The organism is Microvirga sp. GCM10011540, from assembly GCF_042650665.1.
Lineage (GTDB): Bacteria > Pseudomonadota > Alphaproteobacteria > Rhizobiales > Beijerinckiaceae > Microvirga > Microvirga lenta.
The window spans coordinates 1-16565 of record NZ_JBHSBQ010000110.1; the positions used below are offsets into that span (position 1 = coordinate 1).

Sequence of the window (16565 nt, forward strand, 5' to 3'; positions counted from 1 at the left end):
GCGCGCCGCCAGACTCCGCCAGAACCTTCGTGATCGCCGCCGTCAGTGACGTCTTGCCATGGTCCACGTGACCAATCGTCCCGATGTTGCAGTGCGGCTTATTGCGCTCAAACTTTTCCTTCGCCATCGTGGCACCCGTTCCTTTGAATTCTAAAATTTCGCTTTAGTGGGTTCAGGCGTATTTCGCCTGAACCTCGGCAGCCACGTTCGACGGCACCTGCTCGTAGTGGTCGAACTGCATCGTGTAGCTCGCGCGCCCCTGGCTCATGCCGCGGAGCGTGTTCACGTAGCCGAACATGTTGGCGAGCGGGACCATCGCGTTGATGACCACGGCGTTGCCGCGCATGTCCTGACCCTGGATCTGGCCACGACGGGAGTTGAGGTCACCGATCACGGAACCGGTGTAGTCCTCGGGGGTCGTCACCTCGACCTTCATGACCGGCTCGAGGAGGACGGAACCGCCCTTCTGGAGAGCCTCACGCATGGCCGCACGGGATGCGATTTCGAAGGCCAGAGCCGACGAGTCCACCTCGTGGAAGGCGCCGTCGATGAGCTCGACCTTGACGTCGACCACCGGGAACCCGGCCACGACGCCGGCGCCGATTACCGACTGCAGACCCTTTTCGACGCCGGGGATGTACTCCTTCGGCACCGCGCCGCCGACGATCTTCGACTCGAAGGCGAAACCGGCGCCCTGTTCGTTCGGCTGAACGACGAGCTTGACGCGGGCGAACTGGCCCGTACCGCCGGTCTGCTTCTTGTGGGTGTAGTCCACCTCGGCCTTCTTCGAGATCGTCTCGCGGTAAGCCACCTGCGGAGCGCCGATGTTGGCATCGACCTTGTAGGTGCGCTTCAGGATGTCGACCTTGATGTCGAGGTGCAGTTCGCCCATGCCCTTCAGGATCGTCTGTCCCGACTCCTGGTCGGTGGAGACGCGGAAGGACGGATCCTCGGCTGCGAGCTTCGCGAGCGCCAGGCCCAGCTTCTCCTGGTCGGCCTTCGACTTCGGCTCGATGGCGATCTCGATGACGGGCTCAGGGAACTCCATGCGCTCGAGGATCACCGGCTTGGCCGGATCGCACAGCGTGTCGCCGGTACGGACTTCCTTGAGGCCCGCGAGAGCGACGATGTCGCCCGCATAGGCTTCCTTGATGTCCTCGCGGTTGTTCGCATGCATGAGAAGCATGCGGCCGACGCGCTCCTTCTTGTCGCGGGTCGAGTTGAGGAGGTTCGCACCAGCCTCGACCTTGCCCGAGTAGACGCGGCAGAAGGTGATGGTTCCGACGAAGGGGTCGTCCATGATCTTGAAGGCGAGCATGGAGAACGCTTCCTCGTCCGTCGGACGGCGGATGGTCTCTTCCTCGGTCTTGAAGTCGATGCCCTGGATGGCTTCGCGGTCTGCCGGGGACGGCAGGAAGTCCACAACGGCATCGAGGAGCGGCTGAACGCCCTTGTTCTTGAAGGCCGAGCCGCACAGCACCGGATGGAAGGCGCGACGCTGAACCGCCGTACGGACCAGGCGGCGCAGGGTCGCCTCGTCGGGCTCCTGGCCCTCGAGGTAGGCAACCATGGCCTCGTCGTCCATCTCGACAGCCGCTTCGACCAGCTTGGCGCGGTACTCGGCAGCCTGGTCCTTCAGGTCGGCCGGGATCTCGACTTCGTCGAACTTGGCGCCCAGGGACTCTCCGGACCAGACGATCGCCTTCATCTTGATGAGGTCGATCACGCCCTGGAAGTCGCTCTCGGCGCCGATCGGCAGCTGGAGGCAGACGGGCTTGCCGGCGACGCGCTTCACGATGTCGTCGACGCAGTTGAAGAAGTTCGCGCCGGTCTTGTCCATCTTGTTGACGAACACGATGCGCGGAACGTCGTACTTGTCGGCCTGGCGCCAGACGGTCTCGGTCTGAGGCTCCACACCCTGGTTACCGTCCAGAACGCAGACGGCGCCGTCGAGCACGCGCAGCGAGCGCTCGACTTCGATGGTGAAGTCGACGTGGCCGGGGGTGTCGATGATGTTCAGACGCTTGCCGTTCCAGAAGCAGGTGGTCGCAGCAGAGGTGATCGTGATGCCACGCTCCTGCTCCTGCTCCATCCAATCCATGGTGGCAGCGCCTTCATGGACTTCACCGATCTTGTGCGACTTGCCGGTGTAGTAAAGGATACGCTCGGTCGTCGTCGTCTTGCCGGCATCGATGTGGGCCATGATGCCGAAGTTGCGGTAGTCCTCAATTGCGTGCGTGCGGGGCATCGCTTAACTCCTGAAGGTCCAGCCGTTACCAGCGATAGTGCGAGAACGCGCGGTTGGCTTCGGCCATCCGGTGGGTGTCCTCACGCTTCTTGACGGCGTTACCCCGGTTGTTCGAGGCATCGAGCAGCTCGGCGGAGAGCCGGTCGACCATGGTCTTGTCGTTGCGGCCGCGGGCAGCCTGGATGATCCAGCGGATCGCCAGCGCCTGGCGACGCTCGGCGCGGACTTCCACCGGAACCTGGTAGGTCGCACCGCCGACGCGGCGGGAGCGGACTTCGATCGCCGGAGCGACGTTGTCGAGCGCCTGCTTGAACACTTCGAGCGGGTTGGACTTGGCGCGGCTCTCGATGACGTCGAACGCACCGTAGACGATGCGCTCGGCAGCAGACTTCTTGCCGTCGTACATGATGGAGTTCATGAACTTGGTGACGACGATATCCCCGAACTTCGGATCCGGGATAATCTCACGCTTTTCGGCGCTGTGGCGGCGGGACATGAGCTGACTCCGACCTCAATAACGGTTGACGGCTTACTTCGGCCGCTTCGCGCCGTACTTCGAACGACGCTGCTTACGATTCTTCACGCCCTGGGTGTCGAGAACACCGCGGAGGATGTGATAGCGAACACCGGGAAGGTCCTTCACGCGGCCGCCGCGGATCATGACCACGGAGTGCTCTTGAAGGTTGTGACCCTCACCGGGGATGTAACCGATGACTTCATAGCCATTGGTCAGACGAACCTTGGCGACCTTACGGAGAGCCGAGTTCGGCTTCTTCGGGGTCGTCGTGTAGACGCGCGTGCACACGCCCCGCTTCTGCGGGCAGGCCTCAAGCGCGGGAACCTTATTCCGGCTCTTTTGCGCCGTCCGCGGCTTGCGGATCAGCTGACTGATCGTTGGCATCCTGTGCCCTCTTTCACCAGCCACCGCCAGGTGGCCTTTTCGAGTGTCTTCAACGGTTGAGCGCCGCCCTGGCAGACTGCTAAGCCTGCACAAAACGAAGCCACGCCATTGGCTTTGGAAGGCCCTTGGCGCGGTGCGGTTGCAGAGGACCACGATATCGAGACCGCGGTCATGCCCTAATCTGACTTGTGTCAGTCAAGGTTGAGTTCGGCAGCGTTTAGGTGGCATCGGTCGAAGCTCGGCGCTTCGACTGGCGAAAACCTACGGCCAGCCGGAAAGTCCGGTCTCTCTAGCGCCCGAGTCGGGGAAAGTCAACACTTTTTAGACTTCCCTTACGTTTGGCCCTCTCGGGAGCCGAAACGAGGCTTGGCGGCATGGGTTCGAGAGCCGTTGGTCCCGATCTGGGAGCATCGAAGGGTCGTCGCAAGGGACGGCCCTGTCGTCGGCATCGGCTGGAGCTTGGCAGATTCGGCAGGGTGCGACTTAGTCCGCGCTGCCCTGTCTTGTCCTGCCGTTACGGCACGTCGGGAGAAAAGAAAAGGCCGCCCAGGGGCGGCCTTTTCGAGCTTGCTTTTGGCTGGGCGGTTACTCTGCCGCAGCGGGAGGCAGTTCGCTCACCTGGGCCTGGGACTCGGCGCGCTTCTGCTGGAGGATCAGGTCGTCGCGGTGCTGCGCGATGGCCTTGATCTGAGCGTTGAGCGCACCGGTGCCGGCCGGGATGAGGCTGCCGACGATGACGTTCTCCTTGAGGCCCTCGAGGGTGTCGACCTTGCCGTTGACCGCCGCCTCGGTGAGGACGCGGGTGGTCTCCTGGAAGGACGCCGCCGAGATGAAGGAGCGGGTCTGCAGCGAGGCTTTGGTGATGCCCAGCAGAACCGGCACGCCTTCGGCGGGCTTCTTCTTCTCGGCCACGAGGCGCTCGTTGATCTCCTCCAGCTCGAGGCGGTCGACCTGCTCGCCGCTGAGGAGATCGGAATCGCCGCCGTCGGTGATCTCGACCTTCTGCAGCATCTGGCGAACGATCACCTCGATGTGCTTGTCGTTGATGAGCACGCCCTGGAGGCGATAGACCTCCTGGATCTCGTTCACCAGGTAGGCGGCCAGCTCCTCGACGCCCTTGATCGCAAGGATGTCGTGCGGGGCCGGGTTGCCGTCCACGATGAAGTCGCCGATCTCGACCACGTCGCCGTCCTGCAGGTGGATGTGCTTGCCCTTCGGGATCAGGTACTCCACCGGCTCCGAGCCATCGTGCGGGTTCAGCGTCAGGCGACGCTTGTTCTTGTAGTCGCGGCCGAACTGAATCGTGCCGGACTTCTCCGCAATGATGGCCGCATCCTTCGGACGACGGGCCTCGAACAGCTCCGCCACGCGCGGCAGACCGCCCGTGATGTCGCGGGTCTTGGCGCTCTCGGTCGAAACACGGGCCAGAACGTCGCCTGCCTTCACCTTCGAGCCGGGATCGACCGCGAGGATCGCGTCGACCGGCAGGAGATAGCGGGCGTCGCCGCCGCGGGCCAGCTTGGCAACCTTGCCGCCCTTGCCCTCGATGATGACCGCCGGACGCAGATCGGCCGTGCGGGCCGAGCCGCGCCAGTCGATCACGACGCGCTTCGCGATGCCGGTGGACTCGTCCATGGTCTCGATCATCGAGGCGCCGTCGACGAGGTCCTCGTAACCCACCACGCCGTCCATCTCCGTGAGGATCGGACGGGAATAGGGGTCCCACTCCGCGATGCGCTGGCCGCGCTTGATCGTGTCGCCCTCGTCCACCTTCAGGCGCGAACCGTACTGCAGGCGGTGAACCGCCCGCTCGGTGCCGTCCGGCCCGCTGATGACGATGGCCACGTTACGGCCCATGACCACGAGATCGCCGTCCGAGTTCCGCGCGATGTTCTTGTTGCGGAAGCTGACGACGCCCTCGAAGCTCGACTCGAAGAAGGACGAGTCGGCAATCTGGGCCGCACCGCCGATGTGGAAGGTGCGCATGGTGAGCTGGGTGCCCGGCTCGCCGATGGACTGAGCGGCGATGACGCCGACAGCCTCGCCGTGGTTGACCGGAGTACCCCGGGCTAGGTCGCGGCCGTAGCAGGTGGCGCAGACGCCGTTCTTCGACTCGCAGACGAGCACGGAACGGATCTTGACCTCCTGGATGCCGGCAGCGCCGATGGCTTCCAGATGCTGCTCCTCGATCATCGTGCCCTTCGGAACGATGATGCTGCCGTCCTGGGCGACCAGGTCCTCGGCCGTGGAACGGCCCAGGATGCGAGAAGCCAGCGACGCGACCACCTGACCGGCGTCGATGATGGCCCGCATGCGGATGCCCTTCTCGGTGCCGCAATCCGGCTCGCGGATGACCGCATCCTGGGCCACGTCGACGAGACGACGGGTCAGGTAACCGGAGTTGGCGGTCTTGAGCGCCGTATCGGCCAGACCCTTACGGGCACCGTGCGTCGAGTTGAAGTACTCGAGCACGTTCAGGCCTTCCTTGAAGTTCGAGATGATCGGCGTCTCGATGATCTCGCCCGACGGCTTGGCCATGAGGCCGCGCATCGCCGCGAGCTGCTTCATCTGGGCCGGCGAACCACGGGCGCCCGAGTGGGACATCATGTAGATCGCGTTGACCGGCTTGTCGCGGCCGGAATCGTCCTTCTTCACGGCCGAGATGCGATTCATCATCTCGCCGGCGAGGCGATCCGAGCACTTCGCCCAGGCGTCGACGACCTTGTTGTACTTCTCGCCCTGAGTGATCAGGCCGTCCTGATACTGCTGCTCGTAGTCCTTCGCGAGGGCACGGGTCTCCTCGACGATCTGCCACTTGTTCTCGGGGATGACCATGTCGTCCTTGCCGAACGAGATGCCGGCCTTGAACGCATTGTAGAACCCGAGCGCCATGATGCGGTCGCAGAAGATCACCGACTCCTTCTGACCGCAATGCCGGTACACGGCATCGATCATGTTGGAGATCTCCTTCTTCGTCATGAGCTTGTTCACGACGTCGTAGGGGAGCATCGGGTGCTTCGGCAGGAGGCGCGAGAGCATGACGCGTCCGGCAGTGGTCTCGTAGACCTTGGAGACCGGCTGGCCGTCCTCGCCAAGACCTTCCCAGCGGTAGCGGATCTTGGAGTGGAGGGTGATGACCTTCTCGTGGAGCGCGTGCTCGATCTCGCCCATGTCGGCGAAGGCCTTGCCCTGACCCGGCTCGCCGTCGGAGACGATCGAGAGGTAGTAGAGGCCCAGAACGATGTCCTGCGACGGCACGATGATCGGCTGACCGTTGGCCGGGTGGAGGATGTTGTTCGTCGACATCATGAGGACGCGGGCTTCAAGCTGCGCCTCGAGCGAAAGCGGCACGTGGACCGCCATCTGGTCGCCGTCGAAGTCCGCGTTGAACGCGGCGCAGACGAGCGGGTGCAGCTGGATCGCCTTGCCCTCGATGAGGGTGGGCTCAAAGGCCTGGATGCCGAGACGGTGCAGGGTCGGCGCACGGTTCAGCAGAACCGGGTGCTCGCGGATGACCTCGTCCAGGATGTCCCAGACCTCGGGCTTCTCCTTCTCGACGAGCTTCTTCGCCTGCTTGACGGTGGCGGACAGGCCGCGGGCGTCGAGCTTGGCGTAGATGAACGGCTTGAAGAGCTCGAGCGCCATCTTCTTCGGCAGGCCGCACTGATGGAGCTTGAGCTCCGGACCGACCACGATGACCGAACGGCCGGAATAGTCGACGCGCTTGCCGAGCAGGTTCTGGCGGAAACGGCCCTGCTTGCCCTTCAGCATGTCGGCGAGCGACTTCAGCGGACGCTTGTTGGCGCCCGTGATGACGCGGCCGCGGCGGCCGTTGTCGAACAGGGCATCCACCGCCTCCTGAAGCATGCGCTTCTCGTTGCGGATGATGATGTCCGGCGCGCGCAACTCGATCAGCCGCTTCAGGCGGTTGTTGCGGTTGATGACGCGGCGGTAGAGATCGTTGAGGTCCGAGGTCGCGAAGCGGCCGCCGTCGAGAGGCACGAGCGGACGCAGATCCGGCGGGATCACCGGAACGACCGTCATGATCATCCATTCGGGCTTGTTGCCCGACTGGATGAACGCCTCGATGATCTTGAGGCGCTTCAACAGCTTCTTGGGCTTGAGCTCGGACGTGGTGGTCGCGATCTCCTCGCGGGTGTCGGCCGCCACCTTCTCCAGGTCGAGTTCCTGGAGGATGCGGCGGATCGCCTCCGCGCCGATCATGGCCGTGAAGGAATCCTCGCCGTACTCGTCCTGGGCGCGGAGATACTCCTCCTCGGACAGCAGCTGGCGGTCCTTGAGCGGGGACAGGCCCGCGTCAACGACGATATAGGATTCGAAATAGAGGATGCGCTCCAGATCCTTGAGCGTCATGTCGAGCAGCAGACCGATGCGGCTCGGCAGGGACTTCAGGAACCAGATATGCGCGACCGGCGCGGCCAGCTCAATGTGGCCCATGCGGTCGCGACGGACGCGCGCAAGCGTGACTTCCACGCCGCACTTCTCGCAGATGACGCCCTTGTACTTCATGCGCTTGTACTTGCCGCACAAGCACTCGTAGTCCTTGATCGGGCCGAAGATTCGGGCGCAGAACAAGCCGTCGCGCTCGGGCTTGAACGTGCGGTAGTTGATGGTCTCAGGCTTTTTGATCTCGCCGTAAGACCAGGACAGAATCTTCTCAGGGCTCGCGATCGAGATCTTGATCTGATCGAAGCTCTGCGGCTGCGCCGTTTGATTGAAAAGATTCATGACCTCTTGATTCATCGCCGTCTCCTGGGCTGAAGGGCGCTAGATAAGCACCCTCGCCGGCAATTGCATGAAGCCGCGGCATTAAAACCGCCGCGGCCAGATCATTCAAACTCAGGCGCCTGGCGCCTTACTCGGCCGCCTCGGACGGAGGCAGCTGCTCCGGCTCGTTGGCGGCACGCTTGGAGTTGGTAAGCTCCACGTTGAGGCCGAGCGACCGCATTTCCTTCACGAGAACGTTGAAGCTCTCCGGAATGCCCGACTCGAAGGTGTCGTCGCCACGAACGATGGCTTCGTAGACCTTCGTACGGCCTGCCACGTCGTCCGACTTGACCGTGAGCATTTCCTGAAGGGTGTAGGCCGCGCCGTAAGCCTCGAGCGCCCACACCTCCATTTCGCCGAAGCGCTGGCCGCCGAACTGGGCCTTGCCGCCCAGCGGCTGCTGGGTAACGAGGCTGTAGGGGCCGATGGAGCGGGCGTGGATCTTGTCGTCCACGAGGTGGTGGAGCTTCAGCATATAGATGTAGCCCACCGTCACCTTGCGGTCGAACGGCTCGCCGGTACGTCCGTCGTAGAGCGTGACCTGACCCGAGGTCTCGAGACCGGCCTTCTCCAGCATCGCCTCGATGTCCGACTCCTTCGCGCCGTCGAAGACGGGCGTGGCGAACGGAACGCCGCGGCGCAGGTTCTTGCCGAGCTCGACGAGCTCGTCGTCCGAAGCCTGCTCGATTTCGGGCAGGTTGCCGTAGATCGAGACCAGCTGCTCGCGCAGAGCCGTGGCCGTGCCGGACCTCATGTAGGCGTCGACCGCCTGGGAGACCTGCTTGCCGAGACCGGCGGCAGCCCACCCGAGATGCGTCTCGAGGATCTGACCGACGTTCATGCGGCTCGGCACGCCCAGCGGGTTGAGCACGATGTCCGCATGGGTGCCGTCTTCGAGGAACGGCATGTCCTCGATCGGGACGATGCGGGACACGACGCCCTTGTTGCCGTGGCGGCCGGCCATCTTGTCGCCGGGCTGGATCTTGCGCTTCACGGCCACGAAGACCTTGACCATCTTCATGACGCCGGGCGGAAGCTCGTCGCCGCGCTGCAGCTTCTCGACCTTGTCGAGGAAGCGCTGCTCGAGACGCTTCTTCGACTCGTCGTACTGCTTCTGCATGGCCTCGATTTCGGTCATGCGCGCATCGTTGTCGACGGCGAACTGCCACCACTGGGACCGCGGATACTCGTTGAGGAGATCGCGGGTGACGCTGGTGTCCTTCTTGAAGCCCTTCGGGCCGGCAACGGCGCTCTGTCCGATCAGGATCTCAGCCAGTCGGGCATAGGTGTTGCGGTCGAGGATCGCCTGCTCGTCGTCGCGGTCCTTGGCGAGACGCTCGATCTCCTCGCGCTCGATGGCCTGCGCACGCTCGTCCTTGTCCACACCGTGACGGTTGAAGACGCGGACCTCCACGATGGTGCCGGTCACGCCCGGAGGGACACGGAGCGAGGTGTCGCGGACGTCGGAGGCCTTCTCGCCGAAGATGGCACGCAGAAGCTTCTCTTCCGGCGTCATCGGGCTCTCGCCCTTCGGCGTGATCTTGCCGACGAGGATGTCGCCCGCATGGACCTCGGCGCCGATATAGACGATGCCGGCTTCGTCGAGGTTCTTCAGCGCCTCTTCCGAAACGTTCGGAATGTCGCGCGTGATTTCCTCGGGACCCAGCTTGGTGTCGCGGGCCATGACCTCGAACTCCTCGATGTGGATCGAGGTGAAGACGTCGTCCTTCACGATCCGCTCGGAGAGCAGGATCGAGTCTTCGAAGTTGTAGCCGTTCCAGGGCATGAACGCGACGAGCACGTTGCGGCCGAGCGCCAGCTCGCCGAGCTCCGTCGACGGACCGTCGGCGATGATGTCGCCCTTGCGGACGACGTCGCCGGCGCGCACCAGCGGCTTCTGCGTGATGCAGGTCGACTGGTTGGAGCGCTGGAACTTCTGCAGACGGTAGATGTCGACGCCGGGACGGGTCGGATCGGTCTCCTCAGTGGCGCGGATAACGATACGGGTCGCGTCCACTTGGTCGACGATGCCGGTCCGGCGGGCCGCGATGGCGGCGCCGGAGTCACGGGCGACGACCGCCTCCATGCCGGTGCCGACGAACGGAGCGTCCGCCTGGACCAGAGGCACGGCCTGGCGCTGCATGTTCGAGCCCATGAGGGCGCGGTTCGCGTCGTCGTTCTCGAGGAACGGGATGAGCGCGGCCGCGACCGAAACGAGCTGCTTCGGCGACACGTCCATCAGATCCACGCGGTCCGGCGCCACGACGATGACGTCGCCGGCGCGGCGGCAGATCACGAGCTCTTCCGTCAGCTTGCCGGTCGGGTCCATGGCGGCGTTCGCCTGGGCGACGTTGTACTTGGCCTCTTCCATGGCGGAGAGATAGATGACCTCTTCCGACACCACGCCGTCGCGGACTCGGCGGAACGGCGTCTCGATGAAGCCGTACTTGTTCACGCGGGCGAAGGTGGCCAGGGAGTTGATCAGACCGATGTTCGGGCCTTCCGGCGTCTCGATCGGGCAGATGCGGCCGTAGTGCGTCGGGTGCACGTCGCGCACCTCGAAGCCGGCACGCTCGCGGGTCAGACCGCCCGGGCCAAGGGCCGAAAGGCGACGCTTGTGCGTGACCTCGGAGAGCGGGTTGGTCTGGTCCATGAACTGCGACAGCTGGGACGAGCCGAAGAACTCGCGCACCGCAGCCGCGGCCGGCTTGGCGTTGATGAGGTCCTGCGGCATGACCGTGTCGATGTCGACCGAGGACATGCGCTCCTTGATGGCGCGCTCCATGCGCAGGAGGCCCAGGCGGTACTGGTTCTCCATGAGCTCGCCGACCGAACGGACGCGGCGGTTGCCGAGGTGGTCGATGTCGTCGATCTCGCCCTTGCCGTCGCGCAGGTCCACGAGCGCCTTGGTGACCGCGATCATGTCCTCGCGGCGCAGGGTGCGCACGGTGTCCTCGGCGTCGAGGTCGAGACGCATGTTCATCTTCACGCGGCCCACGGCCGAGAGATCGTAGCGCTCCGGATCGAAGAAGAGCGAGTTGAACATCGCCTCCGCCGTCTCGAGGATCGGCGGCTCGCCCGGACGCATGACGCGGTAGATGTCGAACAGGGCGTCCTCGCGGGAGGAAGCCTTGTCGATGGCAAGCGTGTTGCGGATGTACGGGCCGACGGTGACGTGGTCGATGTCGAGAACCGGGATCTCGGAGAGACCGGCCTCTTCCAGACCCTTCAGCATCTTCTCGTTGATCTCGTCGCCGGCCTCGGCATAGATCTCGCCGGTATTGGCGTTGACGAGGTCCTCGGCGATGTACTGGCCGTACAGGTCCTCGTCCGTCGCGCGCAGCTCGGTGAGGCCCTTCTCGGCAAGCTGGCGGGCGGCGCGCGCCGTCAGCTTCTTGCCGGCCTCGAGCACCACTTCGCCCGTCTTGGCGTCGATGAGGTCGACCGAGGCCTTGAAGCCCTTCATGCGCTCGGCATCGAAGGGAACGGTCCAGCCGTCCTTCACGCGCCTGTAGAGAACGCGGTTGTAGAAGGTGTTGAGGATCTCCTCGCCGTCGAGGCCCAGGGCATAGAGCAGCGACGTGACGGGGATCTTACGCTTGCGGTCGATACGAGCGTAGACGATGTCCTTGGCGTCGAACTCGATGTCGAGCCAGGAACCGCGATAGGGGATGATGCGGGCGGCGAAGAGCAGCTTGCCCGACGAATGGGTCTTGCCCTTGTCGTGGTCGAAGAACACGCCCGGCGAACGGTGCATCTGGGAGACGATGACGCGCTCGGTGCCGTTGACGATGAAGGTGCCGTTGTCCGTCATGAGCGGCATGTCGCCCATGTAGACGTCCTGCTCCTTGATGTCCTTGACCGAGCGGGCGCCGGTATCCGGGTCCACATCGAACACGATCAGGCGCAGGGTGACCTTGAGCGGCGCAGCAAAGGTCATACCCCGCTGACGGCACTCGTCGACGTCGTATTTCGGCGGCTCGAACGTGTACTTCACGAACTCGAGCAGGGCAGTATTCGAAAAGTCCGAAATCGGGAAAACCGACTTGAAGACAGCTTGCAAGCCTTCTTCCGGCCGGCCACCCTTCGGCTCTTCGACCATCAGGAATTGGTCGTAGGATGCCTTCTGAACCTCGATAAGGTTCGGCATCTCCGCGACTTCCCTGATTTTCCCGAAGAACTTGCGAATGCGCTTCCGGCCGATCAGTGTATTGGCCATCTGGACCTCGTTCCTCATACACGGCTGATCGAGCATCCCGCCCCGCTGGAGGAGGCTCGACCAGCCGCCCGACGGTGAAACCGTCAGCAAACCAACAAATCCAGGACCTTTTCCGGTCCCCTGCTGCCGCCAAAGCGCCCTCGGGCTCTTTGACGACACAACGGCCCCAAGCAAAAAACTGCCTGGGACCGTGTGTTTCAGACCCCGGTTTTCACCGGGAGCAACCCCGCGGCCATGGAGGCCGCAGAAATTACTTGAGCTCGACCTTGGCGCCGACCTTCTCGAGGGTCGCCTTGATCTTCTCGGCCTCGTCCTTGGCCACGCCTTCCTTGACGGGCTTCGGAGCGCCTTCGACGAGGTCCTTGGCTTCCTTCAGGCCGAGGCCGGTGATGCCGCGGACTTCCTTAATCACTTCGATCTTCTTGTCGCCGGCAGAGGCGAGAACGACCGTGAACTCGGTCTGCTCTTCGGCAGCAGCGGCAGCGCCGCCGCCAGCGCCCGGAGCGGCCGCAACGGCCACAGCCGCGGCAGCGGAAACGCCCCACTTCTCTTCGAGCATCTTCGCGAGCTCGGCAGCTTCAAGAACGGTCAGAGACGAGAGATCGTCAACGAGCTTGGCAAGATCAGCCATTTTTTGATCCTTAAGTTCGGTTCGAACAGTTTGATGGTTGAGGTTACGGCCTCACGCCGCTTCGCCTGTCTTGGCATAGGCCCCGAAAACGCGGGCGAGCTTCGCCGCCGGCGCAGTGCTGAGCTGAGCGATCTTGGTCGCCGGAGCCTGGATAAGGCCGATCAGCGTGCCGCGCAGTTCGTCGAGGGACGGCAAGGTCGCGAGCGCCTTGACTCCGTCCACGTTCAGGGCGGTCGCGCCCATTGCGCCGCCGAGGATCACGAGCTTGTCGTTACCCTTGGCGAAATCGACTGCGACCTTGGCCGCCGCGACCGGATCGCTCGAATAAGCGATCAGGGTCGGACCCTTCATGAGGCCCGAGATGGACGCGACGTCCGTGCCTTCGAGAGCGATTTTGGCGAGGCGGTTCTTCGCGACCTTCACGGTGGCGCCGGCCTGCTTCATCTGCGCGCGCAGCTTCTGCATGTCGGCGACCGTGAGGCCAGCATAGTGGGCGACGACGACCACTGACGTGGTGTTGAACACGTCATTGAGCGTCGAGACGAGCTCGCGTTTTGCTGCTCTTTCCACTGGGCTCTCTCCGGTTGGCGGAAAAGTTCCGCCGGTTGCACCTGTCGTTCAAGGCCCAGGCTTGCACCCGAGGCATCTCGAACGACGCTCTCGCAAGCCCTGTCCCCCAAATCACGCCCTTTCAGACGCACCGGGTGAGATGGTTCGAACCGATAGTCCGCGCTCGCGTTAACGAGCAGAAACTCGGCTTCCCCGTCTATGCAGGCCCTCTCGAATTAAACCGGGCAAGCCGGCACCTGCAGTCTCGGACAGGACATAGCCGGAACGCGCCAAAGGATGACCCTTGGCCCGCCGGCCTGTCACCGCTCCGTTTCCGGAGCGGATTCGCAGCCGAAGACCAGCAGAACCGGACTTCGGCGAATTTTTAGAATCTCAACGCGTCTCCATAAGACGTTTGGATGCAAAAGCCAAGAGGCAATTGCATGACTTTTCCTTGCGGAAAGTTTGGAGACGAGCCTTAGCTAAGCCTTGAGACCGTGCTTTGCAAGACCTGGCCGCACAATCCGGGTCTCGGGGCCGGGCCCGGGCGTATGATTCAGCCTGCGGCACCGGGGCATGGGCCGCCGGTGCGGGGTTGGCGCCAAGCTCGGCCCGCCCATGCAGATGCCGCTCCTTCAGGGCGCCCTCCCTCCGGCGCCCACCGCCGATGCTCCCAGGGACCCGAAGACGCACCGTTGTGCCTGAGCGCATGAAAAAGGCCCGGCAGTTTGCTGCCGGGCCTTCAGATCTTGCGAGGACGCTTCGCTTAGCCGTTGAGAACCGAGGAAGGATCGACCTTCACGCCCGGGCCCATCGTCGAGGAGATCGCGACGCGCTGGATGTAGGTGCCCTTGGCGCCGGCCGGCTTGGCCTTGGCCACGGCGTCAGCGAACGCCTTGATGTTCTCGACCAGCTTGCCCTCGTCGAACGAGGCCTTGCCGATGCCGGCGTGAACGATACCGGCCTTCTCGACGCGGAACTCGACCGCGCCGCCCTTGGCGGCCTCGACGGCGCCCTTCACGTCCATGGTCACCGTGCCGACCTTCGGGTTCGGCATCAGGCCGCGCGGGCCCAGCACCTTACCGAGACGGCCGACGAGCGGCATCATGTCCGGGGTGGCGATGCAGCGGTCGAAGTCGATCGTGCCGCCGTTGACGGTCTCGAACAGGTCCTCGGCTCCGACCACGTCGGCGCCGGCCGCCTTGGCCTCGTCGGCCTTGGCGCCACGGGCGAAGACCGCCACGCGGACCGTACGGCCCGAGCCGTTCGGCAGGTTGCAGACGCCACGGACCATCTGGTCGGCGTGACGGGGATCGACGCCGAGGTTCATGGAGACCTCGATGGTCTCGTCGAACTTGGCCTTGGCGCGATCCTTGATCAGCTTCACCGCGTCCTGGATCGGGTAGAGCTTGGCGGCATCGATGCCTTCGCGGGCAGAGCGGATGCGCTTTCCTTCTTTAACAGCCATCATACCCTCCTTAGGCCACTTCCATGCCCATCGAGCGCGCGGAGCCCTCGATCATGGCCATGGCGGATTCAACGGTGTCGCAGTTGAGATCGGCCATCTTCTTCTCGGCGATCTCGCGGATCTGGTCCTGCGTCACGCGACCGACCGTTCCGCCCTTGCCGGGAGTCTGCGATCCCTTGTCGATCTTCGCGGCCTTCTTGAGGAAGTACGAGACCGGGGGCTGCTTCATTTCGAAGGTGAAGGAACGATCCTGATACGCGGTGATGATCACCGGGATCGGGGTGCCCTTCTCCATCTGCGAGGTCTTCGCATTGAAGGCCTTGCAGAATTCCATGATGTTCAGGCCGCGCTGACCGAGCGCCGGACCGATCGGCGGCGACGGGTTGGCTGCGCCTGCAGGCACTTGGAGCTTAACGTAGCCCGAGATTTTCTTTGCCATAGGACTGCTTTCCAATGGACCACCCGCTCGGAGCCTGCCGAACGGTATGGCGGTTGCAGGTCGCGGTGCAGTCTGCTGGTCCCGGCTGGCATCCGGGCAGACCTCCCGCGGGTGAAGGCCCCGCTAGGGGGCCAAGAGCGGCGCGACGGGCGCGCCGCTCAACCGATCAGACCTTTTCGACCTGACCGTATTCGAGCTCGACCGGTGTTGCGCGGCCGAAGATGGACACCGCCACCTTGAGGCGGGCCCGGGCATCGTCGACTTCCTCGACGACGCCGTTGAAGGAGGCGAACGGACCGTCGGAAACCCGGACCTGCTCGCCCACTTCGAAGCTGACGGACGGCTTCGGATGGTCGACGCCCTCGGCCACCTGGCCCTTGATGCGCTCGGCCTCGCGATCCGGGATCGGAACCGGCTTGGACTTGTCGGCGCCCAGGAAGCCGGTCACCTTCGGGGTGTTCTTGATGAGGTGGTAGACCTCGTCGGTCAGGTCGCACTTCACCAGGACGTAGCCCGGGAAGAACTTGCGCTCCGTGTCCACCTTGCGGCCGCGGCGCACCTCGACGACCTTCTCGGTCGGCACCATGACCTCGTCGAACTTGTCTTCCAGGCCGCGCTGCGCCGCCTGATCCTTGATCGACTGGGCGACCTTGTTCTCGAAGTTCGAGTAGGCGTGGACGATATACCAACGCTTCGTCATTGCATCCGCCCCTTATCCGCCAAAGCCGAGGAGAACCGAACGGACTCCCCAGCCGATCACCTGATCGACCACGAGGAAGAACACGCTGGCGAGGACGACCATCACGAAGACCATAGCGGTCGTGATCATGGTCTCCTTACGGGTCGGCCACGTGACCTTGGCAGCTTCCGAGCGGACCTGCTGCAGGAAATCGAACGGGTTCGTTTTCGCCATTTCGCTCAACATCCACCTCGCCGGAAAGGGCGGCGGACGTCCTCCGTGGGCACTGTCAGGCCCAAATTGAAGGGGCGCGAGGCCGTTTTTCAAGCCTCGCGCCGCCTGTTTAAACGATTACGGGGCGCTCTCTAACGCAAAACGCCCGCTTTGTCGATCCGCTGGCAGGAGTGGAGGGACTCGAACCCCCAACCCCCGGTTTTGGAGACCGGTGCTCTAGCCGATTGAGCTACACTCCTCCGGCGGTCGACAGGTGGCGGCGAACCGCCACCTGGAACTCAATTAATCCATGACCTGAGCGACGACGCCGGCACCGACGGTGCGGCCGCCCTCACGGATGGCGAAGCGCAGCTTCTCCTCCATGGCGATCGGCACGATCAGCTCCACGTCCATGGTGATGTTGTCGCCC

At 63.9% G+C, this 16565-nt stretch carries 12 protein-coding genes, 1 tRNA gene and 1 pseudogene; all 14 read right to left on the bottom strand.

The window, feature by feature from the left end; translation table 11 throughout:
* Positions 1 to 127 (bottom strand): GTP-binding protein (locus ACFOYU_RS16340; RefSeq protein WP_377034108.1); only part of this gene is annotated, 127 nt, incomplete at its 3' end.
* Positions 128 to 172: 45 nt separating this feature from the next.
* On the bottom strand, positions 173 to 2248 hold the full coding sequence (fusA, locus tag ACFOYU_RS16345; RefSeq protein WP_226741701.1) for an elongation factor G: 2076 nt from the start codon (positions 2246 to 2248) through the stop codon (positions 173 to 175).
* A 25-nt stretch (positions 2249 to 2273) separates the two neighbouring features.
* Positions 2274 to 2744: a 30S ribosomal protein S7 gene (gene rpsG, locus ACFOYU_RS16350; RefSeq protein WP_226741700.1), complete on the bottom strand. Its 471-nt coding sequence runs from the start codon at positions 2742 to 2744 to the stop codon at positions 2274 to 2276.
* Positions 2745 to 2777: 33 nt separating this feature from the next.
* Complete coding sequence (rpsL, locus tag ACFOYU_RS16355) at positions 2778 to 3149, bottom strand: 30S ribosomal protein S12 (protein WP_109596495.1); 372 nt, start codon at positions 3147 to 3149, stop codon at positions 2778 to 2780.
* Between the two features lie 585 nt (positions 3150 to 3734).
* Positions 3735 to 7913, bottom strand: coding sequence for a DNA-directed RNA polymerase subunit beta' (rpoC, locus tag ACFOYU_RS16360; RefSeq protein WP_226741699.1), 4179 nt, complete (start codon positions 7911 to 7913; stop codon positions 3735 to 3737).
* 112 nt (positions 7914 to 8025) lie between these two features.
* Entirely contained in the window at positions 8026 to 12156 is a 4131-nt protein-coding gene (gene rpoB / locus ACFOYU_RS16365) for a DNA-directed RNA polymerase subunit beta (RefSeq protein ID WP_226741698.1), read from the bottom strand.
* 250 nt (positions 12157 to 12406) lie between these two features.
* Positions 12407 to 12787, bottom strand: a complete 381-nt coding sequence (rplL, locus tag ACFOYU_RS16370) for a 50S ribosomal protein L7/L12 (protein ID WP_109596488.1) — start codon at positions 12785 to 12787, stop codon at positions 12407 to 12409.
* 51 nt (positions 12788 to 12838) lie between these two features.
* Positions 12839 to 13357 carry a 50S ribosomal protein L10 gene (rplJ, locus tag ACFOYU_RS16375; RefSeq protein WP_226741697.1) on the bottom strand — a complete coding sequence of 173 codons (519 nt, stop codon included), beginning with the start codon at positions 13355 to 13357 and terminating at the stop codon, positions 12839 to 12841.
* Between the two features lie 745 nt (positions 13358 to 14102).
* Complete coding sequence (gene rplA / locus ACFOYU_RS16380) at positions 14103 to 14804, bottom strand: 50S ribosomal protein L1 (protein ID WP_226741696.1); 702 nt, start codon at positions 14802 to 14804, stop codon at positions 14103 to 14105.
* Between the two features lie 10 nt (positions 14805 to 14814).
* Entirely contained in the window at positions 14815 to 15243 is a 429-nt protein-coding gene (rplK, locus tag ACFOYU_RS16385) for a 50S ribosomal protein L11 (RefSeq protein ID WP_226741695.1), read from the bottom strand.
* Between the two features lie 166 nt (positions 15244 to 15409).
* Positions 15410 to 15943: a transcription termination/antitermination protein NusG gene (nusG, locus tag ACFOYU_RS16390; protein WP_226741694.1), complete on the bottom strand. Its 534-nt coding sequence runs from the start codon at positions 15941 to 15943 to the stop codon at positions 15410 to 15412.
* A 12-nt stretch (positions 15944 to 15955) separates the two neighbouring features.
* Positions 15956 to 16156: a preprotein translocase subunit SecE gene (gene secE / locus ACFOYU_RS16395; RefSeq protein WP_226741693.1), complete on the bottom strand. Its 201-nt coding sequence runs from the start codon at positions 16154 to 16156 to the stop codon at positions 15956 to 15958.
* A gap of 162 nt (positions 16157 to 16318) precedes the next feature.
* Positions 16319 to 16395: transfer RNA gene (locus ACFOYU_RS16400), tRNA-Trp, on the bottom strand.
* 43 nt (positions 16396 to 16438) lie between these two features.
* A pseudogene (gene tuf / locus ACFOYU_RS16405) lies at positions 16439 to 16565 on the bottom strand (elongation factor Tu); the annotation flags it as partial.

Coding starts and splice junctions, on each gene's coding strand:
- rpoC (WP_226741699.1), bottom strand. CDS start 7,913: ATGAATCAAGAGGTCATGAATCTTTTCAATCAAACGGCGCAGCCGCAG.
- fusA (WP_226741701.1), bottom strand. CDS start 2,248: ATGCCCCGCACGCACGCAATTGAGGACTACCGCAACTTCGGCATCATG.
- rplK (WP_226741695.1), bottom strand. CDS start 15,243: ATGGCAAAGAAAATCTCGGGCTACGTTAAGCTCCAAGTGCCTGCAGGC.
- rplA (WP_226741696.1), bottom strand. CDS start 14,804: ATGGCTGTTAAAGAAGGAAAGCGCATCCGCTCTGCCCGCGAAGGCATC.
- rplL (WP_109596488.1), bottom strand. CDS start 12,787: ATGGCTGATCTTGCCAAGCTCGTTGACGATCTCTCGTCTCTGACCGTT.
- rpsL (WP_109596495.1), bottom strand. CDS start 3,149: ATGCCAACGATCAGTCAGCTGATCCGCAAGCCGCGGACGGCGCAAAAG.
- secE (WP_226741693.1), bottom strand. CDS start 16,156: ATGGCGAAAACGAACCCGTTCGATTTCCTGCAGCAGGTCCGCTCGGAA.
- rpoB (WP_226741698.1), bottom strand. CDS start 12,156: ATGGCCAATACACTGATCGGCCGGAAGCGCATTCGCAAGTTCTTCGGG.
- nusG (WP_226741694.1), bottom strand. CDS start 15,943: ATGACGAAGCGTTGGTATATCGTCCACGCCTACTCGAACTTCGAGAAC.
- rpsG (WP_226741700.1), bottom strand. CDS start 2,744: ATGTCCCGCCGCCACAGCGCCGAAAAGCGTGAGATTATCCCGGATCCG.